The 24,285-nt window shown below is 58.6% G+C and carries 20 protein-coding genes; 7 read left to right on the top strand and 13 right to left on the bottom strand.

The genetic code is table 11. From position 1 onward, the window contains the following. Window positions 1-24 precede the first annotated feature (24 nt). The 3 genes from AAC126_RS01340 to AAC126_RS01350 are packed head-to-tail and all read right to left on the bottom strand — an operon-like array spanning window position 25 to window position 3,889. Complete coding sequence (locus tag AAC126_RS01340) at window positions 25-1,038, bottom strand: nitronate monooxygenase (RefSeq protein WP_339849159.1); 1,014 nt, start codon at window positions 1,036-1,038, stop codon at window positions 25-27. Window positions 1,039-1,043: 5 nt separating this feature from the next. Next, window positions 1,044-3,170 carry an acetate--CoA ligase family protein gene (locus tag AAC126_RS01345; RefSeq protein ID WP_339849162.1) on the bottom strand — a complete coding sequence of 709 codons (2,127 nt, stop codon included), beginning with the start codon at window positions 3,168-3,170 and terminating at the stop codon, window positions 1,044-1,046. Further along, window positions 3,167-3,889, bottom strand: a complete 723-nt coding sequence (locus AAC126_RS01350) for an SDR family oxidoreductase (protein WP_339849165.1) — start codon at window positions 3,887-3,889, stop codon at window positions 3,167-3,169. The genes AAC126_RS01345 and AAC126_RS01350 overlap by 4 nt, the downstream gene beginning before the upstream one ends. Window positions 3,890-4,092: 203 nt before the next feature. On the opposite strand from AAC126_RS01350, the gene AAC126_RS01355 reads away from it, so the two are divergent. From AAC126_RS01355 to AAC126_RS01365, 3 genes are all read left to right on the top strand, one after another. Beyond that, window positions 4,093-5,154 (top strand): alcohol dehydrogenase, encoded by a 1,062-nt coding sequence (locus tag AAC126_RS01355; protein WP_339849167.1) that lies wholly within the window; start codon window positions 4,093-4,095, stop codon window positions 5,152-5,154. 123 nt (window positions 5,155-5,277) lie between these two features. Beyond that, a complete protein-coding gene (locus tag AAC126_RS01360; RefSeq protein ID WP_339849170.1) occupies window positions 5,278-6,159 on the top strand; it encodes an NAD-dependent epimerase/dehydratase family protein in 882 nt (293 codons plus the stop codon). A gap of 80 nt (window positions 6,160-6,239) precedes the next feature. Continuing rightward, window positions 6,240-6,806 (top strand): hypothetical protein, encoded by a 567-nt coding sequence (locus AAC126_RS01365; protein WP_339849172.1) that lies wholly within the window; start codon window positions 6,240-6,242, stop codon window positions 6,804-6,806. An 87-nt stretch (window positions 6,807-6,893) separates the two neighbouring features. Here the strand turns inward: AAC126_RS01365 and AAC126_RS01370 are convergent, their stop codons facing one another. The 4 genes from AAC126_RS01370 to AAC126_RS01385 form a co-directional block, all read right to left on the bottom strand. Continuing rightward, a complete protein-coding gene (locus AAC126_RS01370) occupies window positions 6,894-8,486 on the bottom strand; it encodes an alkaline phosphatase family protein (RefSeq protein WP_339849174.1) in 1,593 nt (530 codons plus the stop codon). 4 nt (window positions 8,487-8,490) lie between these two features. Continuing rightward, window positions 8,491-9,240: a MaoC family dehydratase gene (locus AAC126_RS01375; RefSeq protein ID WP_339849176.1), complete on the bottom strand. Its 750-nt coding sequence runs from the start codon at window positions 9,238-9,240 to the stop codon at window positions 8,491-8,493. A 98-nt stretch (window positions 9,241-9,338) separates the two neighbouring features. After that, the gene (locus AAC126_RS01380; protein WP_339849178.1) at window positions 9,339-10,052 is read right to left on the bottom strand and encodes a class I SAM-dependent methyltransferase; all 714 of its coding nucleotides are present in this window, start codon (window positions 10,050-10,052) and stop codon (window positions 9,339-9,341) included. A gap of 56 nt (window positions 10,053-10,108) precedes the next feature. Next, the gene (locus AAC126_RS01385; protein WP_339849180.1) at window positions 10,109-12,433 is read right to left on the bottom strand and encodes a molybdopterin guanine dinucleotide-containing S/N-oxide reductase; all 2,325 of its coding nucleotides are present in this window, start codon (window positions 12,431-12,433) and stop codon (window positions 10,109-10,111) included. Window positions 12,434-12,615: 182 nt separating this feature from the next. Between AAC126_RS01385 and AAC126_RS01390 the strand changes: the two genes are divergently transcribed. Genes AAC126_RS01390 through AAC126_RS01400 form a run of 3 tightly spaced genes read left to right on the top strand, consistent with a single transcriptional unit; the run spans window position 12,616 to window position 15,007 of the window. After that, window positions 12,616-13,161 (top strand): thiamine pyrophosphate-binding protein, encoded by a 546-nt coding sequence (locus tag AAC126_RS01390; RefSeq protein ID WP_339849183.1) that lies wholly within the window; start codon window positions 12,616-12,618, stop codon window positions 13,159-13,161. A 3-nt stretch (window positions 13,162-13,164) separates the two neighbouring features. Further along, window positions 13,165-13,764, top strand: a complete 600-nt coding sequence (locus AAC126_RS01395; RefSeq protein WP_339849185.1) for a thiamine pyrophosphate-dependent enzyme — start codon at window positions 13,165-13,167, stop codon at window positions 13,762-13,764. Between the two features lie 16 nt (window positions 13,765-13,780). Beyond that, complete coding sequence (locus AAC126_RS01400) at window positions 13,781-15,007, top strand: MFS transporter (protein WP_339849187.1); 1,227 nt, start codon at window positions 13,781-13,783, stop codon at window positions 15,005-15,007. An 11-nt stretch (window positions 15,008-15,018) separates the two neighbouring features. On the opposite strand, the gene AAC126_RS01405 is transcribed toward AAC126_RS01400, so the two are convergent. From AAC126_RS01405 to AAC126_RS01420, 4 genes are all read right to left on the bottom strand, one after another. Next, complete coding sequence (locus AAC126_RS01405; protein ID WP_339849190.1) at window positions 15,019-15,339, bottom strand: hypothetical protein; 321 nt, start codon at window positions 15,337-15,339, stop codon at window positions 15,019-15,021. Between the two features lie 208 nt (window positions 15,340-15,547). Further along, a complete protein-coding gene (locus AAC126_RS01410) occupies window positions 15,548-16,378 on the bottom strand; it encodes an aldo/keto reductase (RefSeq protein WP_339849192.1) in 831 nt (276 codons plus the stop codon). Window positions 16,379-16,406: 28 nt separating this feature from the next. Further along, complete coding sequence (locus AAC126_RS01415; RefSeq protein WP_339849195.1) at window positions 16,407-17,471, bottom strand: isocitrate/isopropylmalate family dehydrogenase; 1,065 nt, start codon at window positions 17,469-17,471, stop codon at window positions 16,407-16,409. A gap of 53 nt (window positions 17,472-17,524) precedes the next feature. Next, window positions 17,525-18,400 (bottom strand): alpha/beta fold hydrolase, encoded by an 876-nt coding sequence (locus AAC126_RS01420; protein WP_339849198.1) that lies wholly within the window; start codon window positions 18,398-18,400, stop codon window positions 17,525-17,527. Window positions 18,401-18,600: 200 nt separating this feature from the next. Between AAC126_RS01420 and AAC126_RS01425 the strand changes: the two genes are divergently transcribed. Next, entirely contained in the window at window positions 18,601-19,551 is a 951-nt protein-coding gene (locus AAC126_RS01425) for a DMT family transporter (protein WP_339849201.1), read from the top strand. Between the two features lie 36 nt (window positions 19,552-19,587). Here the strand turns inward: AAC126_RS01425 and AAC126_RS01430 are convergent, their stop codons facing one another. Both AAC126_RS01430 and AAC126_RS01435 read right to left on the bottom strand, forming a co-directional pair. Further along, window positions 19,588-22,842 carry a PAS domain-containing protein gene (locus AAC126_RS01430; RefSeq protein ID WP_339849203.1) on the bottom strand — a complete coding sequence of 1,085 codons (3,255 nt, stop codon included), beginning with the start codon at window positions 22,840-22,842 and terminating at the stop codon, window positions 19,588-19,590. Between the two features lie 101 nt (window positions 22,843-22,943). After that, window positions 22,944-23,993, bottom strand: a complete 1,050-nt coding sequence (locus AAC126_RS01435; protein ID WP_339849206.1) for a hypothetical protein — start codon at window positions 23,991-23,993, stop codon at window positions 22,944-22,946. Window positions 23,994-24,285 lie beyond the last annotated feature (292 nt).

Here is a 24,285-nt window from a genome sequence, read left to right on the forward strand (position 1 = left end):
CATGGGTCAGAAAGTACAGTGGCCTTACTCCGCCGCCACCACATGACTGACGCGCAAACTGTTCAACCGGTCCAGAGCCTCATCCATCTCGTCAACCATCCGGTCGATAATATCGCCCAGAGGCTCTATCCGGTCCGCGAAGACAGCCGATTGGCCCATGGAAAGCAGCCCCTTCTCCGGATCGCCCTCCTCATAAGCTTCCCGCTGCAAGGTGCCGCGCACATGCTCGCGGTAGCTCTCGTAATCGTTGGCACCGGAGGCTTCTAGCTCCGCTACCGTGCGGGCTGTCTGATTATCCATCACGCGGTAGGTGTTCCGCATGGAGGCCAGAACCAGACGGGAGCCGGTTTCATCCGCCTCGATCACCCGCTTCTTGACGGCATCATGGCTCCAGATTTCGGATGCAACCAGCAGCCGGGTACCAAGAATCACGCCTTCCGCTCCGAAAGAAAGCGCACCGGCCACTTGCCTGCCATGACCGATGCCGCCGCCGATCACAACGGGGATATCGACACGGAGCGCGGCAAGCACGCCCTGCACCATGTTCCCGATCATGTTCAGCCCCGGATGGCCGCCACATTCCATGCCGACAACCGATACGGCATCGATATCGAGCTTGGTTGCGGCAGAGACCGCGTGCCGGACCGAGGCGACCTTGTGGATCACAACAGCACCGGCATCCTTCAGTTGCTTCACCAAATCCGCAGGCGGCATTGCCGCTGTTTCAAACCGGCGCACACCGGCCTGCAGGGCAAGATCGGCATGCCCCGTCAGCATCTCGTTCTCTTCCGGCCGCTGGGAGATGTAGAGATTGACGCCGATGGGGTTGCCGTTCGAAAGCGCGTTCGCTTTTTCCAGCTCCTCCTTCCAGCGGCCTGGGTCTGGAAAGGTCTTCGCTGTCATGAACCCGATAGAACCAGCATTGGCCGCGGCGGCCACGTAATTGGCGTCGGCGAGCCACATCAGGCCACCACAGAGGATCGGGTGACGAATACCAAAGAGATCGGTGATCCGGGTACGGACGCTTTGCGGCCTCATCGCGCTCAATCCTTCCTGCGTGCCGAGGGAACGATCAGCGCATCGACGGCAACGGCGCCCTGCCCCTCCGGAAGCACGATAAACGGATTGATATCGATGCTGTCCAGCTTGTCCGCATTCGCGGCGGCAAAGACGGAGAGCCTCGACAGAGCCTGGGCCAGTGCATCTATATCGGCAGGCAGAGCACCGCGCACGCCTTCCAGCACCTTGTAACCCTTGATCTCGCGGATCATCCGGTGCGCTTCCTCGACCGAGAACGGCGCCAGCCGGAAGCTGACATCCTTCAGTACCTCGACCAGAATTCCGCCGAGCCCGAACATGACCGCCGGGCCGAGCACCGGATCGAGCTGCACGCCGACAACCGTCTCCACCCCGCCGGAAACCATCTCGCAGACAATCACGCCATCAATCGCGGCATCCGGGCGCTTTTCCGCCGCCCGTGCCATCAGGGTGGTGAAACCATCCCGTACGGCGTCCGCTCCCTCAAGCCCGACCAGCACGCCGCCGATCTCGGTCTTGTGGGCAATATCCGGCGAGGCAATCTTCAGCACGACCTTGCCGCCGAACGTCTTCGCTTCCTTGACCGCCGCATCCGCCGAGGTCACCAGCACCTCCCGCACCACGGGAATGCCGGCGGAGGCAAGAATGCGTTTCGCCTCATGTTCCGCCGTCGGATGGTCCGGCACAGCTTCCGCACCAGACGGAAGCTCAGGCAATGCAGAGTTTTTCGCCGCGAAGGCCCTGCCGAAATACATCAGACCGTTCGCCGCCGTGATCGCCGGAACCGGATCGTCGAACATCGGGTACCCGTTGCTCTCGTAGAACCGGCTATTTTCCGCGCTCGCCAGGATCGAGAAGAACAGATGCTTGTCCGGACGGCTCTCCCGGAGCGGCTTCAGGGTATCGATAATATCCTGGGCAATCTCGGGGCGGGCCGCGACAGCGGTGAAGAACGAAATGACGACGTCATAGTCGCCCTCTTCCATCATGATCTTCAGGCAGGCGGCGATTGCGTCACGCTGGTTGAAGACCTGCCCCGTCACATCGACAGGGTTACGCGGCGCAGCAAAGGGCAGAAGCTCCAACATCTTCTTCTGACCAGCCTCGGAGAATTCCGAGACGTCGAGGCCAAGCGCCGAGGCGCTGTCCGCCATCTGCACGCCAAGGCCGCCGGAAATCGTAATGAAGCCGATCTTGTTGCCATCCGGAAAATGCCCCTGCTGACAGCCATAGGCGACCTCGAGCATCTCGTTCGCATCGTCCGCGCGATAGACGCCATATTGCTTGAACATACCGTCGATGACCGCATCGGTTCCGGCGAGAGCCGCCGTGTGCGAGGCGGCGGCTGCCGCGCCGATATCGCTGCGCCCGACCTTGACCATGACGATCGGCTTACGCAGATCACGCGCTTTCTCGAAAGCGGCCCGGAGGCCTTCCCCGTCGCGAATGCCCTCGGCATAGGACATCACCACCTTCACCTCGGGATCGTCGAGCAAATAGGAGATGCATTCGGAAAGCTCGATATCGCTTTCGTTGCCAGTGGTGATCCAGCGCCCGACCTTAAGGCCGCGCTTGCGGGCAAGATTATAGATATGGCCGCCATACGCGCCACTCTGGCTGGCAATGGCGATAGGACCTGGCTCCGGCGGATCGACCTGCGGCGAGGAGGAGAAGGTGCCGGTCCAGCCGCTCGATGCATTGAAAGCGCCAAGGCAGTTAGGGCCAAGCACACGGATGCCGGTGCGCCTGGCGATTTCCGTCAGCTGCGCCTGCATGGCCTCGCCTTCCGATCCAAGCTCGGAAAAGCCGGAGCTGAATACGATGCAGGCCCCGACGCCTTTGGCCGCGCAGGCTTCAATCGTTTCCGCCACCATCGGCGCCGGGAGGGCGACAATGGCCGCATCGACGGCTTCCGGCACGTCGCTGATTGTCGGATAGGCCTTCAGGCCTTGCACGGTGTCCCGCTTCGGGTTCACCGGGTAGATCGCGCCCTTATAGCCGTGACGCAGGGAATAATCGATCGGGCGGCCACCGATCCGCATCGGATCGTCCGATGCACCGATGACAGCAATGGATTTCGGCGCGACGAGCCGCGCCAGATTGCGTTTCCGGATATCACTCAGATCGTTCATAGCGGTGCAGCTCCGACGGTCAGGCCGCCACAGACATAGAGCACCTGACCGGTGCAGAATCCGGCATCCTCGCCGGCAAAGAAGGCAACGGCGGAGGCGACATCCTCCGGCTGGCCGATCCGGCCGACGGGGATCGCCGCCTCGATGGCATTCCGGCTGTCCGAGCCAACGGGATTGCCATCCTCGAACATCTCGGTGGCGATGGGACCAGGCGCGACGCAATTCACAGTAATCCCGTCCGGCCCGGCCTCGATGGCCCAGGTCCGGGTGGCGGCTGCGATACCGCCCTTCGTCACCGCATAGGCACTACGCCCGTGTTTGCCGAGAGCTGCCCGTGAGCCGATATTGATCACCCGTCCGAACCCGCGCTGCCGCATGCCGGGCAAAACCGCCTGCATGCACTGGTACGGCGCCCGGACATTGACCGACATCAGCTGCTGCAGAATTTCCGGTGTCACCTCTTCGACAGTGCCCAGCGGCGCAATGCCTGCATTGTTCACAAGGACATCGATGTCGAACTCATCGGTGATCGCGGCCAGTGTCTCGCGCGTCGCATCCGCGTCGCTCAGATCCGCCGTTCTGAACGTCCCGTCGAAGCTGCCCGTCGGGGCCGTTCGCGCCAGACCAACAACGTTATATCCACGCTCTGCAAGATACGCGGCGACGGAACGTCCGATGCCGCGGCTTGCGCCTGTAACCAAAACGGTTCTAGCGCCCATTTTCTTCCCTTCCCCCGATCCGGTCGATTTCGGTCTCATGCCGAATTGTCACCGATCTGTTCGCGGCAACCCGTTCGGATTCCGCGAGAATGTTTTTCAAGACAATGCCAGTCTCGCACCTTGTTGGCGGCACATAAGACCGCCTAGAGTTACGAAAACGAAATTGAATTTCGCAATAGCGATTAACAGGAGGAAACAGGTCCATGCAAATGCGTAGTTGGAAAGTCACCGATTTCGGGAAGCCGCTGGAAATGATCCAGCAAGAAATTCCGGAACCGACGGGTACCGAAGTCCTGGTGAAAGTGACGCGGTGCGGCGTTTGCCACTCGGACCTGCATATCGGTGACGGGTATTTCGATCTCGGCTCGGCCGGGCGTCTCAACATGGGCGACCGCGGCGTGCCCCTGCCTCACGTGCTCGGGCACGAGATCCTCGGCGAGGTGGTCAAGGGTGGCCCGGATGCGGGCTCCGTCCCGACCGGTGAGACCAAACTGATCCATCCCTGGATCGGTTGCGGCGAATGCTCGATCTGCAAATCCGGACAGGAAAACCATTGCGCCAAGCCGCGCACCCTCGGTGTCTACCGGGACGGCGGTTATCAGGAATATATCCTGGTCCCGCACGCGATGTTCCTGGTCGATATCGGCGATGTCGATCCCTCCGAGGCAACGCCGTTTGCCTGTTCCGGCGTCACGGTTTACAGCGCACTCCGCAAAGCGCAGCCCGTGCTCGACGACGAGTGGCTGGTGATCATGGGCGCCGGCGGACTTGGCCTTGCCGCTGTCGGCATCGCCCGCGCCATGGGATTCAAGCAGATCCTCTCCTGTGACATCGATGACAAGAAGCTGGCCGCGGCGAAGGATATGGGCGCGACGGCGACCCTGAATATTTCCGGGGATGATGCGGCCAAGGCTCTGGCGGAGGCCACTGGCGGCGGGCCGCGCGCCGTTGTCGATACGGTCGGGGCCAATCCGACCGCCAAGCTCGGCTACGGATCGCTCGTCAAGGGCGGCCGCTACGTCATTGTCGGCCTTTATGGCGGCGATTTCACCATCCCGCTGCCCACCCTTCCGCTGCGCGCTGCCGCAGTCATCGGCTCCTATGTCGGCAGCCTCAAGGAGCTGAAGGAGCTCATGGAGCTGGTCAAGGCAGGCAAGGTAAAGCAGGTACCGATCGAGAACCGCCCGATGGACCAGGTTCAGAGGAGCCTGGATGAACTCCGCGCCGGCAAGATCGTCGGCCGCGTGGTGCTGACGAACGACTGATCTGAATGCGCCGGGCGGGATGACCTTGTCCGGCGCATTTTATTTCAAGATTTTTCTTGTTAATTATTTAATGCTCCGGCTGTAATCTCTGCATCATATCGCACTCAGCCCGGAACGTTTCTCATGCACGTCCTCTTGCTCGGCGGCACCGGTTCAATCGGTTCAGCAATCCTCGAAGATCTGATTGCTCACGGCCATAGCGTCACCGCCCTCGCCCGCTCCGAAAAAGCCGCAACTGTTTTGGCCGAAAACGGCGCCACTCCCTTATTCGGCGACATGACCAGGCCGGAAGAATGGGCGCCCGCCCTAGCCGGTTTTGATGCGCTCATTCAGGCAGCGGCAGCGTTCGATACCGACATGGGGGCAATCGACAAAAAACTCCTCGACGCGATCGCGGAAAATACTGCCGAGCGCAAAATCCCTCTGCGCGTCCTCTATACCGGCGGCTGCTGGCTTTATGGTGAAACCGGCGAGCGGATCGCGGATGAGATGACACCGTTTGACCCGCTGCCGAGCTTCGCCTGGATGGTCGAAAACTGGCAATGGCTCTGTCAGGCAGACGGCATCGCTCCCATCCTGATCCATCCGGCCATGGTCTACGATCAGCATGGCGGCGTCCTCAGCCGCTATATCGAAGCCGCCTGGAACGGACAGCCGATCGAGATATGGGGAACACCGGATGCCATCTGGCCGCTGGTACATAGAGCGGACCTCGCCTCGGCATATCGCCTTGCCATGGAAGCGGCACCTGCCGGTCAAAGCTACTGCGTTGCCGCCGAGGACGGCGTTTCGACCGGATCTCTTGCCGACGCCATCGCGGCCCGGTCAAAATCCGCAATCCCGCACAGGATCCTGCCACTGGAAGAAGCCATTGAACGCCACGGAGATTGGGCGGCCGGTCCCGCGCTCAAGCAGCGTATGAGCGGCACAAAAATCCGCCGCGAGCTTGGCTGGCGGCCCCGTTTTGAGGACGCCGTCTCAATGCTGCGTGGTGAAACGCTCTGACGTAAGAGCCCCCCGCCAACGGCACAATTTATGCATGGCTTTAGCGTCCGATTTTACACGTCACATTCGGGAGCCAAGCAATGAGTGACAATCCCTTTTCAATTCCCCTCGACCAAACCATCGCCATCGATCTCTCAAAAGCCAAATTCGTCAAACCCGATGGTGAGGCTGCGGATAAATGGGCGGAGATTTTCAGACAAAATCTGGAAAGAATGAAAGGCCAGTCCGCCGAGGAACGAGAGGCGCAGATCGCCCGTCAGAGGGCGCAAGAGGTGGAAACGGTCTATCGGGTGAACGGCAAGGTCGTTGCCATGGATGTTCATGGCGCCGGCAGCACCTTTGCCTCTAACGCAGATGGGCAGTTTTCCGTGCAGGCTTATCATCAGGGGCAGAGCTACGGGCTGTCCGGAGATCAGCTTGAGGAATTTGTCTCCCGCGCTGTTCTGGATGCCATGAAGAGCAAATATGGCGGGGCTCTCTCGGTCACAAAATACGAGGCGGGCAGCGGCGGTCCCAACGCGGGTCAAATCGAGGACGAAATGTTCGGCCGCACGGCAACTGCGCAGTCCACTGCATTGCCGGACAAGCTGAATCCCGGCGGCCTCTCCCGTTTCTATTCCTCCAGCTTCGTCCAGTTCGCCGGTTAGAAGAGCGGAAAGACAGAGTTTTCAGCGACCAACCTCAAGCATTGTCTGGGTGTGCTTGAGGGCACCACGCCGCCTCCCGATTTCAATTCAGGGATCGTCCGGCCGCCAATAGCCGATCAGAATCCCCTGCCGGTCCGCACCACCTGTTCTGGCGATGATCTCATCGTCGGAAATGGTGATGCGAAGCCTGCGGTTGCGGAACCAGGTAAATAGTTTTTCGTGCAGCTCGGCACGGATTGCGGCGTGCTCCGGATCAGTGCCCAGATCCGCGAACTCGTCCGGATCTGATTTCAGATCAAAGAGTTGCGGTCGATACTTCTCGTGGAAAACATATTTCCAGCGCTCGGTCCGCAGCATGAAACAGCGGGCGTCCATCGGGTCGAGCCCGAGGTCCGCACGGGCATCCCGGCCTGAATAGTCGCTCTCGGAAACCGCAAAGGATCGCCAGTCGACCTTTTGGCCCTCAAGCAGCGGCATCAGGGAACGGCCTTCCAGCCGATGATAGGGCGCCTCTCCCCCGACAGCCTCGATGAAGGTCGGCACCAGATCGATGGCCTCGACCAACTCGCGCGACACCGTGCCCCGGGTTGCGTCCGCCGCCGGACGCGGATCGCAGACGATCATCGGGATACGCACGGACGCCTCGTGAAACAGGTCTTTCTCGCCGAGCCAGTGGTCACCGAGATAATCGCCATGGTCGGAGGTAAAAACGATCATGGTGTCGTCAAGCCGGCCGAGACGCTCCAGTTCAGCCATCAGGCGGCCGAAATGATCGTCGATCTGCTTGATCAGCCCCATATAGGCGGGAACGATGGTTCTCCGTGCCTCAGGGCGCCGGAACAGGCGGCTGTCCTTGTGCCGCATGAACGCCGCGTAGACCGGATGCGGATCCACCTCTTCGCCAGCATCCCGGTGCACATCCAGCATCTGATCCGGCCCGTAGAGCGATGCATAGGGCTCGGGAACGATATAGGGCCAGTGCGGTTTGATGTAGGAGAGATGCAGGCACCAGGGCCGGTCGCCCATTCCGGAGATGAAGTCGATAGCCCTATCGGTCATGTAGGGCGTCTCGCTGTCCTCCTCACGGATCTCCGCAGCGCCGTTCGAATGTCCCCAATACCAGCCGTCCAGGGTCTCTCCCGCTTCGCCGCGCACCGAATTCGCATGACTGGACCAGGGGTTCGCGCCGGAATAGCCCTTCTGGCGGAGGTAATGATTGTAGGGCAGATCCGGGTCGGCGCTCCGGTCAGGATGCAGACCGTCATCCCGCTCGAACGGCTCGAAGCCGCATTCAGAGACCAGCACGCCGTGTTCTGAAACCGGGTCCATGCCAAGCCGCGCCATACCCGCGCGATCTTCCTTCATATGGGTCTTGCCCGCCAGCGCAACCCTGAGGCCGAGCGGCCGGAGATAATCGCCGAGGGTCCATTCATCAACACGCAGCGGGTAGTTATTCCAGCCCGCGCCATGGCTGAACATGTACCGGCCGGTATAGAAGGACATTCGCGACGGCCCGCAGATCGGCGATTGACAGAAAGCCCGGTCGAAGCGGACACCACGCGCTGCCAGCGCGTCGATATGCGGAGTATGAAGATGTGGGTGGCCTGCGCAGGACAGATAATCCCATCGCAACTGGTCGCACATCACGAAGAGGAGGTTCCGGACGGATTTTCCGCTCATCGGATCAGGCGTAGGAAAGCGAAGAGACGGTAAGCTCCGCGGTCACCTTCCCGCCGGTATTCAACGCACGCATACTGTCGATAAAACCGGTCTTGGCCCGATTCAGCCACAGGCTCGCGCCATCATCCCAGAAAACCGGACGGCGGAAGCTCGCAGCCAGTTCGAACGACGCCGGAGGGCCGTCCTCTGTAAGCTTCCCCATCATCCAGACCATGGTCTGCAGGCCCTGCGCGAGCGGCGCGCGATAGCCGAGGTTGGCTGCGAAGTCAGGCTCGAAATGGATCAGGTTCCCAACGTCTGAGGAAAACAGCGTAACATCTTCCGGTGTCATGGTTTTTTCCGAAACCAGCTCAAACCCGTCACGAGGATCGGATGGAGCTGACTGAGGCGCTTTCTTGGTCGCTGCCGCCCATTTGTCCTTGTCGGGCACCAAGCCAATAACATCAGCTGTGAGAGCGACGGTGCCGTCTTTCAACACGAATTCAAAGCTTCTATGCAACCTGTGCCCGCGCGGCACCTCTTCATAGGCCTCGATCCAGCCGCGCTGGGTAACAGTCTCCCCAACGGCAATCGGCTCCAGCTGCCGGAAGCGTTGCTCGGTCTGGACCAACCCGTCGACCTGATGGCCAGCCGCCCGCATCGCCTTGAAGCAATCCTGCCCGAACAAACCGGCCGCCGCCTGATCTCCATAGAGAGCGGGATCGACACCGCAGGCCCGCAACCGGCTGTCCTGATAGTCCCGCGTACGGATCACCGGGTGCTCCGGAAACCGGAACCCAGGATAGAATTCTTCCGTTTTGGTGCGTGGTGCAGGGGCTGCGTGGACCATTTCACTCTCCCGTCCGGAAGACGCTAGAAAGAAGGATAGGCTATAATTTTGCCGTCTATCTTGACCATCTTGTGCTGGTAATCGGGAGAATTCGACCGGATTTCAACCGTCGCCTCCGATCGCAGCACGAACTGCTCCGCAAACGTCCTGAGCCTTGGGTGAAATGATTTGGCCAGGACATAGGAGGGAAAAAACTCAGAAATCATCGTCATGGCGACAAGATGCGCCCCTGTTTCCCGGATGAAGTCTTGCACACCATCAACAACACCGAAACCACGCGCCCGTGCTTCCTGGCTATTGGAAAAGTCATGTCCGAGTATCAACCCATCAGGCTTTACCTTCGGCCAGACGAGTTGAAGATCTTCGCGCACCGCGTCACGCGTATGCATGGCATCCACGTAGGCCCAGTCGAAAGCATGATCATCGAATTCCGGTAATACATCCTTTGAGAAGCCGCGGTGGACATGGACCACGTCGCTTTCGATTTCGGCTCTGAATTTCTTCAGGACCGCCTGGTAACGCTCCTCATTCGCCTCATCGTCAACATTATTGGCATCCAGCTGGTAGTCCGGCCGGCTTTGGTGGATCCAGGGATCCACCAAATGGAGGTTGGACGGTTTGGCCATCTCGAGAATATTGGAAGAAAACACACCTTCGGCGACACCTATCTCGATCGCCACACCACCCGCTGGCAGGCAGGCGAGTAGGTTTTTCCGGGTCATTTTACCGACCAGCATTGTCTTCCAATTCTCACAAAAGGCCGGATTAACAGAGGCACGGAACAGTTTTTCTTTTAAGCTTTTTCCAGAATCTGCGGCGGCACGAACGAGGTCACCGGCGGCGGCGTGCCTTTATACTTTTCGACTTCAATCAGCACTGACTGCGCGCTTGGTCCCTGCCCGATACGGGAGGTTCCAATATCGCGGGTCAGCACGTTCGGATTGCCGTGTTTGCAAAGCGAGCCGATCACGCCCGGCTCCTCCGGGTCGTACCAGGCACCGGTCGAGAGTTGCACCACGCCCGGCCGTACCGCGTCGGAGATGATCACCCCGGCGAGGCATGCTCCACGGTCATTATAGAGCCGGACGACATCTCCATTTTCGATCCCGCGTGCGGCAGCATCGGACGGGTTCATGCTCATCGGCTCGCGATCCTGGATCTTCGAGCCCCGGCTGATCGCACCACTGTCGAGCTGACTGTGCAGACGGGTCTTCGGCTGGTTTGAGATCAGGTGCAGCGGGTAGGTCTCGGTCAAAGGTGATCCAAGCCATTCATAGGGCTCCACCCAAGCCGGATGCCCCGGTGTGTCCTCATAGCCAAACCCGGCAACTGTCTCCGAGAAGAGCTCTATCTTTCCACTCGGAGTGGACAGCGGATTGGCTTCCGGATCTTCCCGGAACTTCCGCAGCAGAACCGTTGGCTCTTTCGGCTGCAGCACTTCCATGGCACCGATCTCCCGGAAGGTCTCAAGATCGGGCAATTCGAAATCGGCTTCCGCCGCGCGCTGCCGGGCCTGATCCCAGAGATGACGTAGCCATGCTTCCTCGTCCCGGCCCTCGGTGAAGGCCTCGGCGACACCAACCCGTTTGGCAAGGCCAGTGAAAACATCGTAGTCGTGGCGGGAATCGCCGACCGGCTCGATTGCCTTCTGCATGGCCACAATGGTCTGCTCCCAATGGGTCATGCAGAGATCGTTGCGCTCAAGAGCTGTCGTCGTCGGGAAGACGAAATCCGCATGCCGCGCCAAAGCTGTCCACCAGATCTCGTTCACGAACACGGTGTCCGGACGGCGGATCGCCTGTACCAGCCGGTTCAGGTCCTGATGATGGTGGAACGGGTTTCCGCCTGCCCAGTAGACGGCCTTGATGTCCGGGTAGGTATGCGTTCCGCCATCGAATTCGAAACTGCCGCCGGGATTGAGCAGCATGTCCGAGATCCGTGCCACCGGAATGAACTTGTCGACTTGGTTGCGGCCTTGCGGCAGAGCTGGCCATTTGAACATTTCAACCGGGTTACCGATGCCGTTCTCGGAGCCGTAGCCAAGCCCGAAACCGCCCCCCGGCAACCCAATCTGCCCAATCATCGCGGCAAGCAGGATTGCGAGCCAGTAAGGCTGCTCACCATGATCGGCGCGCTGCAAGCTCCAGGCGACCATGATCATGGTACGGCCACCTGCCATACGGCGGGCTAGCGCACGCATGGTATCGGCCGGAACCTCGGAGATCCCCTCCGCCCATTCCGGCGTCTTCGGCTGCCCGTCTGTCTGGCCCAGCAGATACGGCAGGAACTTGTCGAAACCGACGCAATAGTCGGCAAGGAAACCTTCGTCGTGCAGTCCCTCAGTATAGAGGGTGTGGGCCAGTGCCAGCATGATCGCCGCATCCGTGTTCGGGCGCGGAGCGATCCATTCGGCTTCGACCATTTCGATCACATCATTCCGGATCGGACTGATATTGACGAACTCAACTCCCATCTCGTAGGCGGTTTTCAGCCCTTCGAAGACGGTATGACGGCCGACGCCGCCTGACGTCACCTGACCGTTCTTCACGGGGGCACCGCCAAACATCACGACCAGCTCACTGGTCTCGGCAATCACCGGCCAGGTCGTATGGGTATCGAGCAGATCTTTGAAATGACCGACGACGTGCGGCGTGATCGCCTGCCCCGCCGCATAGCTGTATGTTCCCTCATGGCGCACATAGCCGCCCATGCAGTTCAGAAACCGGTGTACCTGGCTTTGCGCGTGATGGAACCGTCCGGCACTGGACCAGCCGTAAGAGCCGCCGAAAATCGCCTCGTTGCCATGCGTATCCGCGATCCGTTTCAGCTCGGCACCCGCCATGTCGAGTGCCTCGTCCCAGGGCACGGCAACATAGGGATCGCTGCCACGCCCCTCACGAGAAGACGGGCCATTCTCCAGCCAGCCCTTCCGGATCATCGGGCGGCGTATCCGTACCTTGTCCTCGATAGCATCGACAATGCCCGGACCGATGATGGCCGGCGCCGGATCCTTGTCGTAATCATGCATGGCCACGAGCTTGCCGTTCTCGACCTCGGCGAAATAGGTGCCCCAGTGAGCGGCGGTTGGTATCAGACGGCGGTCGGTCTTGAGCGACATGATGAATTCCCGATTTCTATCCGCGACGACTATGTGACAGGCGCCGCACCAAGACAATGCACTGCTTGGCAATACGGACATCGCGGAACGGGACTGGTTCCGAATAACCCGCTCCCCGCAGATGGACAGCCGCCGCAGCGCCGGGCAAGGTTGTCGCAACTCAATAAACGGGCGGGAAACTCATGAGCAGTGACTGGAGCGCGAAGGCGCATGGTCTCTTCAAGGAACATGGTATCAAGCAAGTCGCTTATGTTCCGGATGCGGGTCTCAGCGGACTTATCAAGGCGAGCCTCGCCGACAATGATATCCAGACTGTTCCGCTGACAACCGAAGAAGAAGGCATTGCCGTTGCGGCCGGCGCCTGGCTCGGCGGGCAGAAATGCGCCGTCATGATGCAGAGCAGCGGTGTGGGCAATACGATCAACATGATCGCGTCATTGACCACAACCTGCGCTTTCCCGCTTTTCATGATCGTCACCATGCGCGGCGATTATGGCGAGTCCAATCCCTGGCAGATGCCCATGGGCCGTGCGGTCGAGCCGGTACTCGAAGCGGTTGGCGTGCGCTGCATTCGGGCGGAAACCGCCGACGAAATGGCGAATGCCGTTCAGGCCGGATTGATGATGTCCTTCCATGGCGGCGAGGCTGTTGCCGTTCTGGTCAGCCAAAAACTGATCGGTGCCAAAGCCTTCTCGGCACCCGCCGCACAAGAGTCGGCAGGAGATTGAATAATGAGCAATAACAAACTCTTCCGCCGCGATGTTGTAAAAAAACTAATGACAGCACGTGGTGATGCCCTGTGTATCAGCGGCCTCGGCTCCCCGACCTGGGATCTTGCAGCCATCGACCATCGTCCGGAGAATTTCTACATCTGGGGCGGCATGGGGGGCGCGGCTCCAACCGGGCTCGGACTCGCCCTGGCACAACCGGATCGCACCGTCTGGGTGCTGACAGGCGATGGCGAACAGCTCATGGGGGTCGGCAGCTTCTCGACCATTGCTATGCAGCAGCCGAAGAATCTGGCAATCATCGTGCTCGACAATGAGCATTATGGCGAAACCGGCATGCAGGCCGCACCGACCGGACGCGGCACGGACCTCGCAGCGATGGCAGCCGGCGCCGGTATTTCCAACACCATGACAATCAGGGATGAAGCCGGGCTTGATGAATTGGTCAGCATCCTGAAAGAAGGCCGGTTCCCGCTTGTTGCCGTCATCAAGATCGATGTGGCGACCGGCGAGACCATCATGCCGCCACGCGATGGAAAGTTCGTGAAAAACACCTTCCGCAGCGCTGTGCTCGGTCCCGACGAGGCATTGCACCCAAGCTGACGGACGGCACGCCTGCATGGCACATCACATAGAGACACAGCCGACCCCGCCGCTTCGCGATACCGTGACGGTTGTCTTCTTCATGATCTGGGTTCAGTTGATCGGGTCGATGGCTTCGCTCTGGCTTCCGGCGATCGCACCGGAAGCCGCCGCGGCGCTCGGCATTGACGCATCGCTCATTGGTCTTCAGGTGGTCGTGGTCTATCTGGGCGGCATGATCACCAGTCTGTTTGCCGGAGGGCTGGTTGCCCGGCTCGGTGCCTGGAGAGTCTCCCAGGTCAGCCTTGGGCTCTTTGCCCTCGCCCACCTGATAATATCGAGCGGCGCCCTGCCCCTGATGGCTCTCGGTTCCTTCATCATCGGCTTTGGCTACGGCCTGATCAATCCGCCCGCCGCCCATCTGATGTCCAAGGTGGTTACGCCGAAGAACCGCAATCTCGTCTTTTCCATCCGCTTTACCGGCGTGCCTCTTGGCGGGATCGCCGCCAGCACCTTCGCGCCTGCCATCGCTCTTTCGCTCGATTGGCAGTCAAGCATGTATGTCACCATCGGCGTGGCAGTTGCCATGGTGTTCATCATGGAGTTTTTCCGGAAACGCTGGGACAGTGACCGGTCCCGCGCCGCTCCCCTGTTCCGCTCGCCTCTGGCCGATATCAAGGCCGCCTGGAAATTACCGGCTATCCGCTGGCTGTGCTTCACCGGCCTGTTTCTGGCCGCGATCCAGCTCTCCCTTAATGCCTTCGCCGTGACCTTTCTGGTGGAAGAGACCGGATACACCCTTGTCGCAGCCGGACTTGCGCTCACAGCGGTGCAGGTCGCGGGCGTGATCGGCCGTATTGCATGGGGTGTTCTGGCCGACCGCATCCGGAGCGGGTTTACCGCGCTCATAATCAACGCGCTTCTGACGGCCCTATCCGCCCTAGCGACGGTTTTCGTCGCACCGGAATGGCCGGTCGGTATCGTCTACCTGCTGTTCTTCATTTTCGGTTTTACTGCAATGGGTTGGAACGGCGTGTTCGCGTCGGCAGTCGTCGAACACAGCCCCCAGGGAAAAGCCGGGAACATGACCGGCGCAGCCCTGTTCTTTACATTTTCAGGAGTGATCGTCGGACCCGCTGTCTTCACGCTGGGCTACCAACTCGTCGGCACCTACAGCGGCAGCTTCATGGTCACCGCCATACTGGCCCTGGCTGGAACCGGCACAATTATACTGGCGGCAAAGGGCGCCCGAAAAAGCCTGTAAGCTGTAAGGCGTCAGGACCCCAGTTTGACGGAGCGCGCCCGGATATCGCCGAATTCAGGATTAGGCTTCATATCCTCGGTCGGATCTGAATACTCACCGTGCTCAGCCAGGATCGACGCGCTCTCAAGAGCGGTTTTCTCGACTTTCCGAGTCTCGCGCGGGTTCAGCATCCGAAATGCCTTATCCGCCGCATTGTATTCCTTTACCTCGAGGGTCTTGGCTGCCTTGGCTATGGCTGCGTGCACATAGCCGGTTCCGACCGTTCGATCGACCGCTTCAGCGAGGATCTCAAGGCTCTTACGCTCAACATGTTTGCTATCGACGGCACCCATTGCCTGTACTCCAAGTTGTCGCGTATTCAAGCCACAATACTTGATATTGTGATGAGTCGTCCGATTTTTGCCAAGTTCTTTTTATAAGAAACGCGATACGGCCGAATGCGCACAGCAACAGCCATACGAAATCCCGCAACGCCTTTCGCATGCGAAGCCAAACATCGCATGCGCTTTAATTAGAGCACCCGGATCTGGAGACAAGTCTCTACAGAACTTCCAGGGCCTGTTTTCCGCTCGGCGGTGGGAAGGCACGATCAAGCAACGCCAGATCCTCCGCGTCGAGAGTCAGATCAAGGGCAGCTTTGTTGGCGTGAACATGTTCCGGGTTCGATGCCTTCGGAATGGCGATGATTCCGGGATCCCGCAGAACCCATGCCAGCGCGGCCTGCATCGCGGTTACGCCATACTTGGCAGCGACCGCGTCAAGCGCGCCATCTCTCAGCCGTCCTTGCTCAAGCGGCGAGTATGCCATGAGAGGCATCTTTCTCTCCCGTGCCCAGGGAGCCAGATCCCATTCAATCCCGCGCCGGGAGAGATTATAGAGGATCTGGTCAGTCTGACAGAGATCGGGACCCGCAACCTTTTCCCATGCCTTCATTTCCGCGACATCGAAATTGCTGACGCCATATCCGCCGATCTTGCCTGTCTCCCGCAAAGCCTCGAAAGCCTCGACTGTTTCAGCAAGCGAATGTGAGCCAGGCCAATGCAGCAGATAGAGATCGATATGGTCTGTTCCGAGGCGGCGCAGGCTGTCCTCGCAGGCCTTGATCGTCCCCTTGCGGCTGGCATTGTACGGCAGGACCTTGGAGACGATGAAAACCTGATCCCGGCGCCCCTGAATGGCATCGCCGACGACCTCTTCCGCCCCGCCGCTTGCGTACATTTCCGCCGTATCGATCAAGGTCATGCCAAGGTCGATACCCGTCTGCAGTGCCCTGACCTCTCCGTCATGAGCTCCGGCGCTTTCGCCCATATACCAAGTGCCAAGCCCCAGGGCCGGCACGGACCGGCCATCCGGAAATGTCAGAGTACGCATCGTCCGTTCCTTTATACGCGTTGAATTATCAAACTTCGGCAACCCGCCTGGCAACAGCTTCTCCGAAGGCATCCGTGCTCAGCGCGCCGCCGATATCCCTGGTACGCGTGGCCGCATCCGCAACGCAGATCATCACGGATCTTTCGATCGCCCGGGCACTTTCCCGCAATGCATTACTGTCACTGCGGTCCGCGAGCCATTCAAGCAGCATCCCGGTCGAGAGCATAACGGAACTCGGATTAGCGACGTTCTTGCCTGCAATATCCGGCGCCGATCCATGCGCAGCCTGCGCGACCGCGTGCCGAAGCCCAGCGTTGAGCGAGCCTGCGAAGCCCAGCCCGCCAGCCAGCTCGGCCGCTTCATTCGAGAGAATGTCGCCAAACATGTTGGAGGTAACGATGACATCGAACGCCCCCGGCTTCCGGACAAGATGCGATGCCATGGCATCGACCAGAACTTCCTCGACCTCCAGTTCCGGAAAAGCACTCGCCCCCTCGGTTACTGCCTCAAGGAAAAGCCCGTCGCTGAGTTTCAGGACATTCGACTTGGTCACGATCGTCAGTTTCCTGCGCCTGGTCATGGCCAGCTCCGCAGCAGCCCGGCCAATCCGCTCCGCGCCTTGCCGCGTGATCTTGCGCACGGCAAGAGCCATGTCCTTGTCCGGCATGAACTCCCCGCCGCCGGCGAACATGGTGCGGACGGCATAGAACCCTTCGGTATTCTCCCGAACGATCACCAGATCCATATCCTTGACCAGTGCCGCGTCGTTTCCGACCGAACGGCTCGGCCGGATGTTGGCGAACAGATCGAGCCGTCGCCTGAATTCCGCGGACGGGTTAAGCCCGCCGTCGGATGGTGCCGGATAGGTGGCGGTTGAAACCGGTCCCAGAATGACACCGTCCGCCGCCGATGCGCTTTCGAACACCGGTTCAGGCAGGGTCGAGCCATGGCTGGCAAGCGACGCTTCGCCGATGGCGTGCTCCTCCAGCTCCAGCCCAAGGCCGAACCGCTCGTCCGCCGCCTTGAGGACCGTCAGCGTGGCGCTGACAATCTCCGATCCTATGCCGTCTCCGGGTAGAACAACCAGTTTCATTTTGCTTCCTCCATTGTTTTACGTCCGGCTTTTTCACGCCGGATCGTCAGTCCTCAAACTGCCCGCTTGAGCATCTCGAGATAGCATTTGTTGAAGGCGTCAGGTGCCTCGTACTGAACCCAATGCCCGATACCGTCCATCTGCACAATTTCAGCCTCCGGATCGGCTTCTCTCAAAGCCGCATTCCGGGGAGCCAGCATGCCTTTGGCCGTAACATCTTCCGCTCCCCAGATCGCGTTCCGTCTGGCGCTTATCAGCGGCAAGTTCCGCAACACCGTATCGGACAGTGACAATGGCCGGGACCGGAACCGTGCCCGCGCCGTGTTGGCGAGCTGAATGTCGATTGCCAGATCGTCCACGTTCCGGGGATCAGCAAACATCAGAACCTCAAGATTGTTCCGGGCAGTTGCCCGGCGCGTCGCCTCGTCCATTTCCGGCAGAATTCTGACCAGACCGTCCGTCGGACGCTCACGCGGGCCGAACCCGGCGGCACCAATCAGGGTGAAGCTGCGCACACGGCGCCCGTGCCGAACTGCCGCCACGCTCCCCGGAACGGCACCAAAAGAAAAACATCCGAGATGAAAATCGGCCTCGGGCGGCAGAACCTGATCCAGCCCCCTGGCCAGAATAGCGCCAATATGCTCCGCCGTTTTAGGCTCATCGGGCCTGTCACTGTCGCCAAGTCCCGGGAGATCCGGCGCAATCACCGTGAATTCACACGACAGGGCCTGAATGTTCCGGCACCAGTGGTTCCAGGACCCGAAACCGCCATGCACCAGAACGACACAAGGCCCCTCGCCCCATTTGCGCCAGACCATACGGCCGTCACCGCATGGCGTTTCAAATATCCGGGCCTGCTTTTGAAGGGCTTCCAGAAAGTCACCGGTCAAAGGCTCAATACTCGCCTTTGCAACATTTTTTTCAGTCATGAGAATCGCGGAATTTCAATCGGAGGATAGGAAGGTCGACGATCATTAGCATACTCTCCCGCAAATGGGCCCGCCGTTTTGGGATGCGTTACATGATTAACAAACAGCCTTTCATCAGCAGGGATTGCGGCACAAACCGATTGACAACAACCAAAAATACACCACGAATAGCGTCGTCAAGAAATATGTAAGCAGTCCACATGCCCGAAAGCTTAGAGTCTTGGAAAGGCCTGATCGGCTCCCGACAGGTGCAGAGCAAGACGTCTCAAATCTGGAGTCGCGTGCCAGAGAATCTGAAAGGCTGTGGCTGGCTGCTCATCGCTTCGCTGCTTTTTACGATTATGACAGCGGCGATAAAGGATGTGGGTCAAAGAATCCCCGTCTGGGAAATCCTTTTCGTCCGGCAGATCTGCGTGATTCTGATTCTGTCTCCGCGCCTCATCCAATCTTTCCCCGGCGCCTTCAAAACAAAACGGCTGTCACTTCACGGAGCCCGAATCTTTTGCTCCGTATGCGCAATGGCTACAGGCTTCACGGCAGTGATTCACATGTCACTGGCCGATGCGACTGCGATCTCCTTCGCCCGCACGCTGTTCATCACGCTACTGGCCGCCTTCATCCTGAAGGAAGTTGTCGATCACAAACGCTGGGGCCCCACGATATTCGGGTTCATTGGAGTCCTCATCGTCTTACACCCCAGTTTTGACGGGATCGATTTTTACGCCTTCCTGGCGATTATCTCTGCGGTTTTCGTTTCCTTCATCATGATTCTGACCAGAGTGCTGACCAAAACGGAAAGCCCGGTGACAATCATGACCTACCAATCCTTCGGACTGGCCATCGCGTTCGCAATCCCTGCCTATCTCTACTGGGAAGTACCGACGGTTATGGAATTCGTCGCCATGCTGTTGACCGGCGTAGTGATGTCCATGGCCCAATACTCCAATATTCAGGCCTACAAACACGGTGAAGCGTCCGCCGTACAGCCCATGGAATATAGCCGCCTTATATTCGCCGGCCTGATCGGAATCATGTTCTTCCAGGAATCTCTGGACCTCCTGACGGTCACAGGGTCATTGGTGATTTTCGCCGGAGCCGCATATTCCGTGAAGGAAATGAAGCGCGACCAGCGCAATGTGACGGACGAATAGGCCGCAAAACAGCAGTCTTGAGCCTCGTCACGAGTGTCAGCGATGGGGCATTAAGCCACGTTCGTAAAGCCGCGCGATCAGCTCCCGGAGCCGGTCCCAGTCAACAGGTTTCGTCTCGAAATCGGTCAGCCCCGCCTCAAGGTATCGCGTCCGGTGCTCAAGCATCGCATCGGCGGATAAGCCGACAATTGCCGTCTCCCGGTTCGGGCCGTGGCCGGAACGGATTTCACGCGTTGCGTCCGGGCCGTCAAGTTCCGGCATTTGCATATCCATCAAAATCAGGTCGAACTCCGTGCTATCCGCCTTGTTCACCGCCATTCTGCCATCTGGAGCAATGTCCGCTTGGTGTCCCCATTTTTGCAGCATCATCGCGATCAGGTCGGCATTGAGGGCGTTGTCTTCTGCAATCAGGATCCGCAGGCTTGGCGTGCTTTCCGGATCGACCTTATGAACGTGCTTCATGCCCGTATCTGGCGCGCCATCGCCCGGAACAGGAGCGCCTTCTATGAGGCGGGCATCGAGCGCAAGGGAGAACGAGAATGTACTCCCCTCCCCCGCCGCCGACTCCACTTCGATGCTCCCTCCCATGGAGGTCAGAAGTCTCTGACAGATAGAGAGACCGAGGCCACTGCCGCCATACTTCCGCGTGGTCGAGGTATCCACCTGGTCAAACCTGTTGAACAGCCGGGACACTGCCTCTCCGGGAATACCGATGCCAGTATCGGAGACCTGGCCCGAAACCATGACCTTGTCTCCGTCTAAAACAGCATCCAGCGAGAGAGAGACCTCGCCTTCAGCGGTAAACTTGATCGCGTTACTGACCAGGTTTGCGAGGACCTGCTTGAAACGCAGGGGATCGCCACGCACAGCACGAATAGCGGCCTCCGGCATGCGATAAAGAAGTCGCAGGCCCTTGTCCGAGGCGCTCCCGCTGAACAAGGAGACAACCTCCTGTCCGGCACGCTCCAGGTCGAATTCTATGCTCTCCAGAGTGAGCTGGCCGGCTTCGATTTTCGATAGGTCCAGAATGTCGTTCAGAAGGCTCAGCAATGTATCGGCACATTGCCCCAAGACATTAAGATAGCCCCGCTGCTCCGCATTGAGGTCCTCCTCACGGAGCATCTGCACCATTCCCAGCAGCCCGGTCATTGGCGTCCGGATTTCATGACTCATCATCGCCAGGAATTGCGATTTGGCGTCATTCGCCGCTTCCGCGGCCCGCCGGGCATTATCGAGGTCCTCTGCCAATTTTTCGAGCGCATCATGCTGGTTTGATAAGCGCTCATGCGCTTCCTCAAGCGCTGTCTCCCGGCGTTTCAGATCGGAAATGTCCGTAAGAGTGATAACCGTACCGCCTTCCTTGGTTAGGCGTTCGGAGACGAGATAAACGCGCCCGTCCTGCCATACCTGCTGCACGGGTTCAAAATGCGGATTGCGGTGCATTTTGAGGCGCTCTTTAACCCATTCCTCTCTGCCACCATAGTTCATCGGAATTTGATCGCATTCCGCCACGAGTTCGAGGAAAGTCTCAAACCGTAACCCGGGCACAATGCGATCCGCTATCGCTGGACGCAGATTGCGGTATGTCTCGTTGCACATCATCAGACAATCGCCGCTGTCGAAATATGCGAAAGCCTCATTGATCGACTCGATGGCGTCCACCAAACGCCGTTCGCTTTCCTGGATCTTGCTCTCGGCCTCCTTGATTTCCGTGACATCGACCATGACACCGGTGAAATCAACCCGATCATCCAGAACACGCGCGACTTCCGACATATTCCGGATCCAGCGTATTCCACGCCGGGGCAATTCGTAGCGTGCCTCGAAGCGAACCTCATCCCCAGTCCGGAAAGAAGCCGCCAAGGCAGTCTTTACCGCTTCCTCATCTTCGGTGACTGGCAGAAATTTGGCGGAAACGCTCTCTGGGCTCACGTCTTCGAACCCGAAAACTTCCATCACCTTCGGACTGAGATAGAAAAAACGCGGAACCCGGTCAGCGCCGAGCGACCATTGACACAGAACACCCGGAATCGTTCTGGCGATCTCGCTCAGCCGGGCCTCACTCCGGATGATGCGCTCCTGGTCGAGCTTTCTTCGCGTTACATCGACGACCGAGCCCACAATGCGGACGATTTTGCCTTTATTATCGGCAATTGGTCGGCCACGCCAATGCACCCATTTCATCTGACCATCGGGAGAGCGCATCCGGATCTCTATATCCATTACCGCCCGGTGCGTCACACAGGCCCAGTACTGGCCCTTGAAGTGACTGACATCCTCCTGGACGACCGCTTCAAAGAGCGCCTCTATACCGGCAGGTTGCGATCCCGCACCATCACTCAGGATGCTCAAGGCAAAATTGGACCAGTAGAAAATGTCGGCGGACCGGTCATATTCCCAAACGCCGATTCCCCCTGCTGTTACCGCAAGCTCAAACCGCTCCTTGGCTTGCTCCAGCTCCTGGCTGGCAAGGCGCTGCTCCGTAACATCGCGGCGCATCGTGATATGTGCGCCGACCTCCGTCCGGAATTCCCGGGCAGCATACCAGCGCCCGCTCTTGTGCCGCCTGTCTCCGAGTTCCCCCCGAACGTCCCTGCGCGCGCTCAAGCGCTCTGCGATGTAAGCTTCCGGATCATTGAGGGCCAGAGGACTGTCGACGACACGATTCTGCAAACTGATGCGCAGCACCTCCTCAAAGGATTTTCCCTCAAGCCCCTCGATCTCTTTCAGATAGGGGAACAAATCGAAATATTTCGGATTGGCATACACATAGCGATCATCAGGATCGTAAATACTGACCGCCTCATCGAGAGCGTCAATCGTCTGGCGCAACAACTCATTGGTCCTATGAGTTTTTTCTATGTCTTCCTGACTTGTGACATCCTGAAAAATGCCGATAACGGCAATGACATTCCCGTGTTGATCCAGTTCCGGGAGGCCACATGATCTCACGTTACGGACCGCGCCATCCGGGCGCCGGATTCGCAAAGAAAACTCGAAAGGCTCTGCTGCCGTCACACAGTTTTCGATTGCTCTGCTGACTTTTGGCCTGTCTTCCGGAAGATACGAATTCAGGGCCGCTTCCAGATCCGGGGAACCCGATTCAGGCTCCAGGCCATGCAACAGATAAACGAACTCGGACCAGAAGACGGTATTAGTCGTGAGATCCAGGCGCCAGTATCCAAGCTTTGCCAGCCGTTCTGCGATCTGTAGCAGCCGTGCACGGTTTTCAGCGTCTGGCGCTGCGGCATTACTGGTTCTTTTTGGCTCGATCAGGTTCGATCCGGTCATCTGAAAGAAGTTCCTCGGCCGTAGAGGATCGACATTACCACTTATCGTTGCGACCAACCTTCATTTTGAGAGAGCATATCCCCGGGCGGGGTTGCTTCCCTTTATTTTACCGCACCGACCTTCTGCTCAATATCCTTGATGCGTTGCAGACCGGGTTTGATCTCGGAATTTATGAACTCGAGACGCTTCACCGGCCCACCACCATGATTGGGAAACCGGGCTTCGTAGAGATTCATCTTCACGGCAAGGCCACACAGCACAGCACCGATGCTGACATGGTGCGCGGTGACCAGTTCCTGAAAAGACTGAAATGAATCCGCGCTGATATTGTCCCAAAAGTCATGAGAACGATGATTGAAATATTCAAACCGGCCCACGAGCGATGTTGAAATTTCGTTCAGGTCCGACTCTATGTCCTTGAGAATCTTGAGCTGATTCCGGTCATTCTGGATCTGGTAGTTGCTGTGCAACTCCTCCATCCAGGAAATAAAGGTCGGGATTTGCTGCATGATCTTGTCGAGGCAATTCCGGAAATACGACAGCGAGAGAAAAATATCTCCATACCGCTCAAGGAACTTCGGCACCTCACTCAATTCAGTATTCAATTCTTCGGCAAGGCGCTTCAGCTTTGCCACGGCCTCGTTCCGGTTTGGCGATGAGACCATTTTGATGATCTCGCCGACATCGCTGATCTCTTCTGACTGATCCCCACCATAGACCCTCTGGATCAGCGGGCGCGTGAAAGCGCGCATATATTCCGTCAATTCGGCACGCTTCGCTTCGGAGAGCTGCAGTGCCGAAAAATCCTCGAAACCGATATCCAGGTTGCGCAGTTCCAGACGCAGTGAATAGACGTCGAACGATTCCAGCGAAGAGAGTTTTTCCAGAATGATGAGATCGTGAGACAACGCTCCCCCAACATCCTGAAAATATCCGTGCAGTTCCTTTGCCTCAACCTGACCGCTTCCCGAAACACCGTCACGAAACAGCTCAATGGCGCTTTCCAGCCGCGCATTCTTGATCATGAAAGCTTTTTTCAGACCGGGCGTCTGCAAAGGGATGATCGAGAGTGGCAAGGTATGCAGCGAGTCGAGGGCATCCTCATCGACTACAGCCTTGTCCGACTTCTTGTCCTGCAAATCGACACTCATGAATTAAGCGCTCTTTCTAACCGGGGGCACGCGACCTTATCCATCATTCAGTTTAAGAATTGATAAACACAGCCGCATCAAATTCGACGGGATCAATGCTGCCTGAGGGCACGCAGCTGATTGATAAGGACGATACATCCTTTCCAGATAGGCTTTCAGATCTAAAAGCCACAATTAAATATGGGACCTAAATCCATTTCATGCAAATCGGCTGGAGGCAGCGTTTAAATTACAAATTTCAGGAAAAATTAGCTCACATATCGACATAATGAGATATGCAAAAAGAAACAAA

Origin of the sequence: uncultured Nisaea sp. (assembly GCF_963974195.1) — a bacterium.
Classification (GTDB): domain Bacteria; phylum Pseudomonadota; class Alphaproteobacteria; order Thalassobaculales; family Thalassobaculaceae; genus Nisaea.

What these genes read in the sequence shown, in the direction of transcription:
- AAC126_RS01405 (WP_339849190.1), bottom strand. Translation starts at nt 15,339, where the DNA reads ATGGGTGCCGTCGATAGCAAACATGTTGAGCGTAAGAGCCTTGAGATC.
- AAC126_RS01425 (WP_339849201.1), top strand. Translation starts at nt 18,601, where the DNA reads ATGCCCGAAAGCTTAGAGTCTTGGAAAGGCCTGATCGGCTCCCGACAG.
- AAC126_RS01430 (WP_339849203.1), bottom strand. Translation starts at nt 22,842, where the DNA reads ATGACCGGATCGAACCTGATCGAGCCAAAAAGAACCAGTAATGCCGCA.
- AAC126_RS01400 (WP_339849187.1), top strand. Translation starts at nt 13,781, where the DNA reads ATGGCACATCACATAGAGACACAGCCGACCCCGCCGCTTCGCGATACC.
- AAC126_RS01410 (WP_339849192.1), bottom strand. Translation starts at nt 16,378, where the DNA reads ATGCGTACTCTGACATTTCCGGATGGCCGGTCCGTGCCGGCCCTGGGG.
- AAC126_RS01345 (WP_339849162.1), bottom strand. Translation starts at nt 3,170, where the DNA reads ATGAACGATCTGAGTGATATCCGGAAACGCAATCTGGCGCGGCTCGTC.
- AAC126_RS01435 (WP_339849206.1), bottom strand. Translation starts at nt 23,993, where the DNA reads ATGAGTGTCGATTTGCAGGACAAGAAGTCGGACAAGGCTGTAGTCGAT.
- AAC126_RS01365 (WP_339849172.1), top strand. Translation starts at nt 6,240, where the DNA reads ATGAGTGACAATCCCTTTTCAATTCCCCTCGACCAAACCATCGCCATC.
- AAC126_RS01360 (WP_339849170.1), top strand. Translation starts at nt 5,278, where the DNA reads ATGCACGTCCTCTTGCTCGGCGGCACCGGTTCAATCGGTTCAGCAATC.
- AAC126_RS01380 (WP_339849178.1), bottom strand. Translation starts at nt 10,052, where the DNA reads ATGCTGGTCGGTAAAATGACCCGGAAAAACCTACTCGCCTGCCTGCCA.
- AAC126_RS01390 (WP_339849183.1), top strand. Translation starts at nt 12,616, where the DNA reads ATGAGCAGTGACTGGAGCGCGAAGGCGCATGGTCTCTTCAAGGAACAT.
- AAC126_RS01385 (WP_339849180.1), bottom strand. Translation starts at nt 12,433, where the DNA reads ATGTCGCTCAAGACCGACCGCCGTCTGATACCAACCGCCGCTCACTGG.
- AAC126_RS01355 (WP_339849167.1), top strand. Translation starts at nt 4,093, where the DNA reads ATGCAAATGCGTAGTTGGAAAGTCACCGATTTCGGGAAGCCGCTGGAA.
- AAC126_RS01370 (WP_339849174.1), bottom strand. Translation starts at nt 8,486, where the DNA reads ATGAGCGGAAAATCCGTCCGGAACCTCCTCTTCGTGATGTGCGACCAG.
- AAC126_RS01340 (WP_339849159.1), bottom strand. Translation starts at nt 1,038, where the DNA reads ATGAGGCCGCAAAGCGTCCGTACCCGGATCACCGATCTCTTTGGTATT.
- AAC126_RS01395 (WP_339849185.1), top strand. Translation starts at nt 13,165, where the DNA reads ATGAGCAATAACAAACTCTTCCGCCGCGATGTTGTAAAAAAACTAATG.
- AAC126_RS01350 (WP_339849165.1), bottom strand. Translation starts at nt 3,889, where the DNA reads ATGGGCGCTAGAACCGTTTTGGTTACAGGCGCAAGCCGCGGCATCGGA.
- AAC126_RS01415 (WP_339849195.1), bottom strand. Translation starts at nt 17,471, where the DNA reads ATGAAACTGGTTGTTCTACCCGGAGACGGCATAGGATCGGAGATTGTC.
- AAC126_RS01420 (WP_339849198.1), bottom strand. Translation starts at nt 18,400, where the DNA reads ATGACTGAAAAAAATGTTGCAAAGGCGAGTATTGAGCCTTTGACCGGT.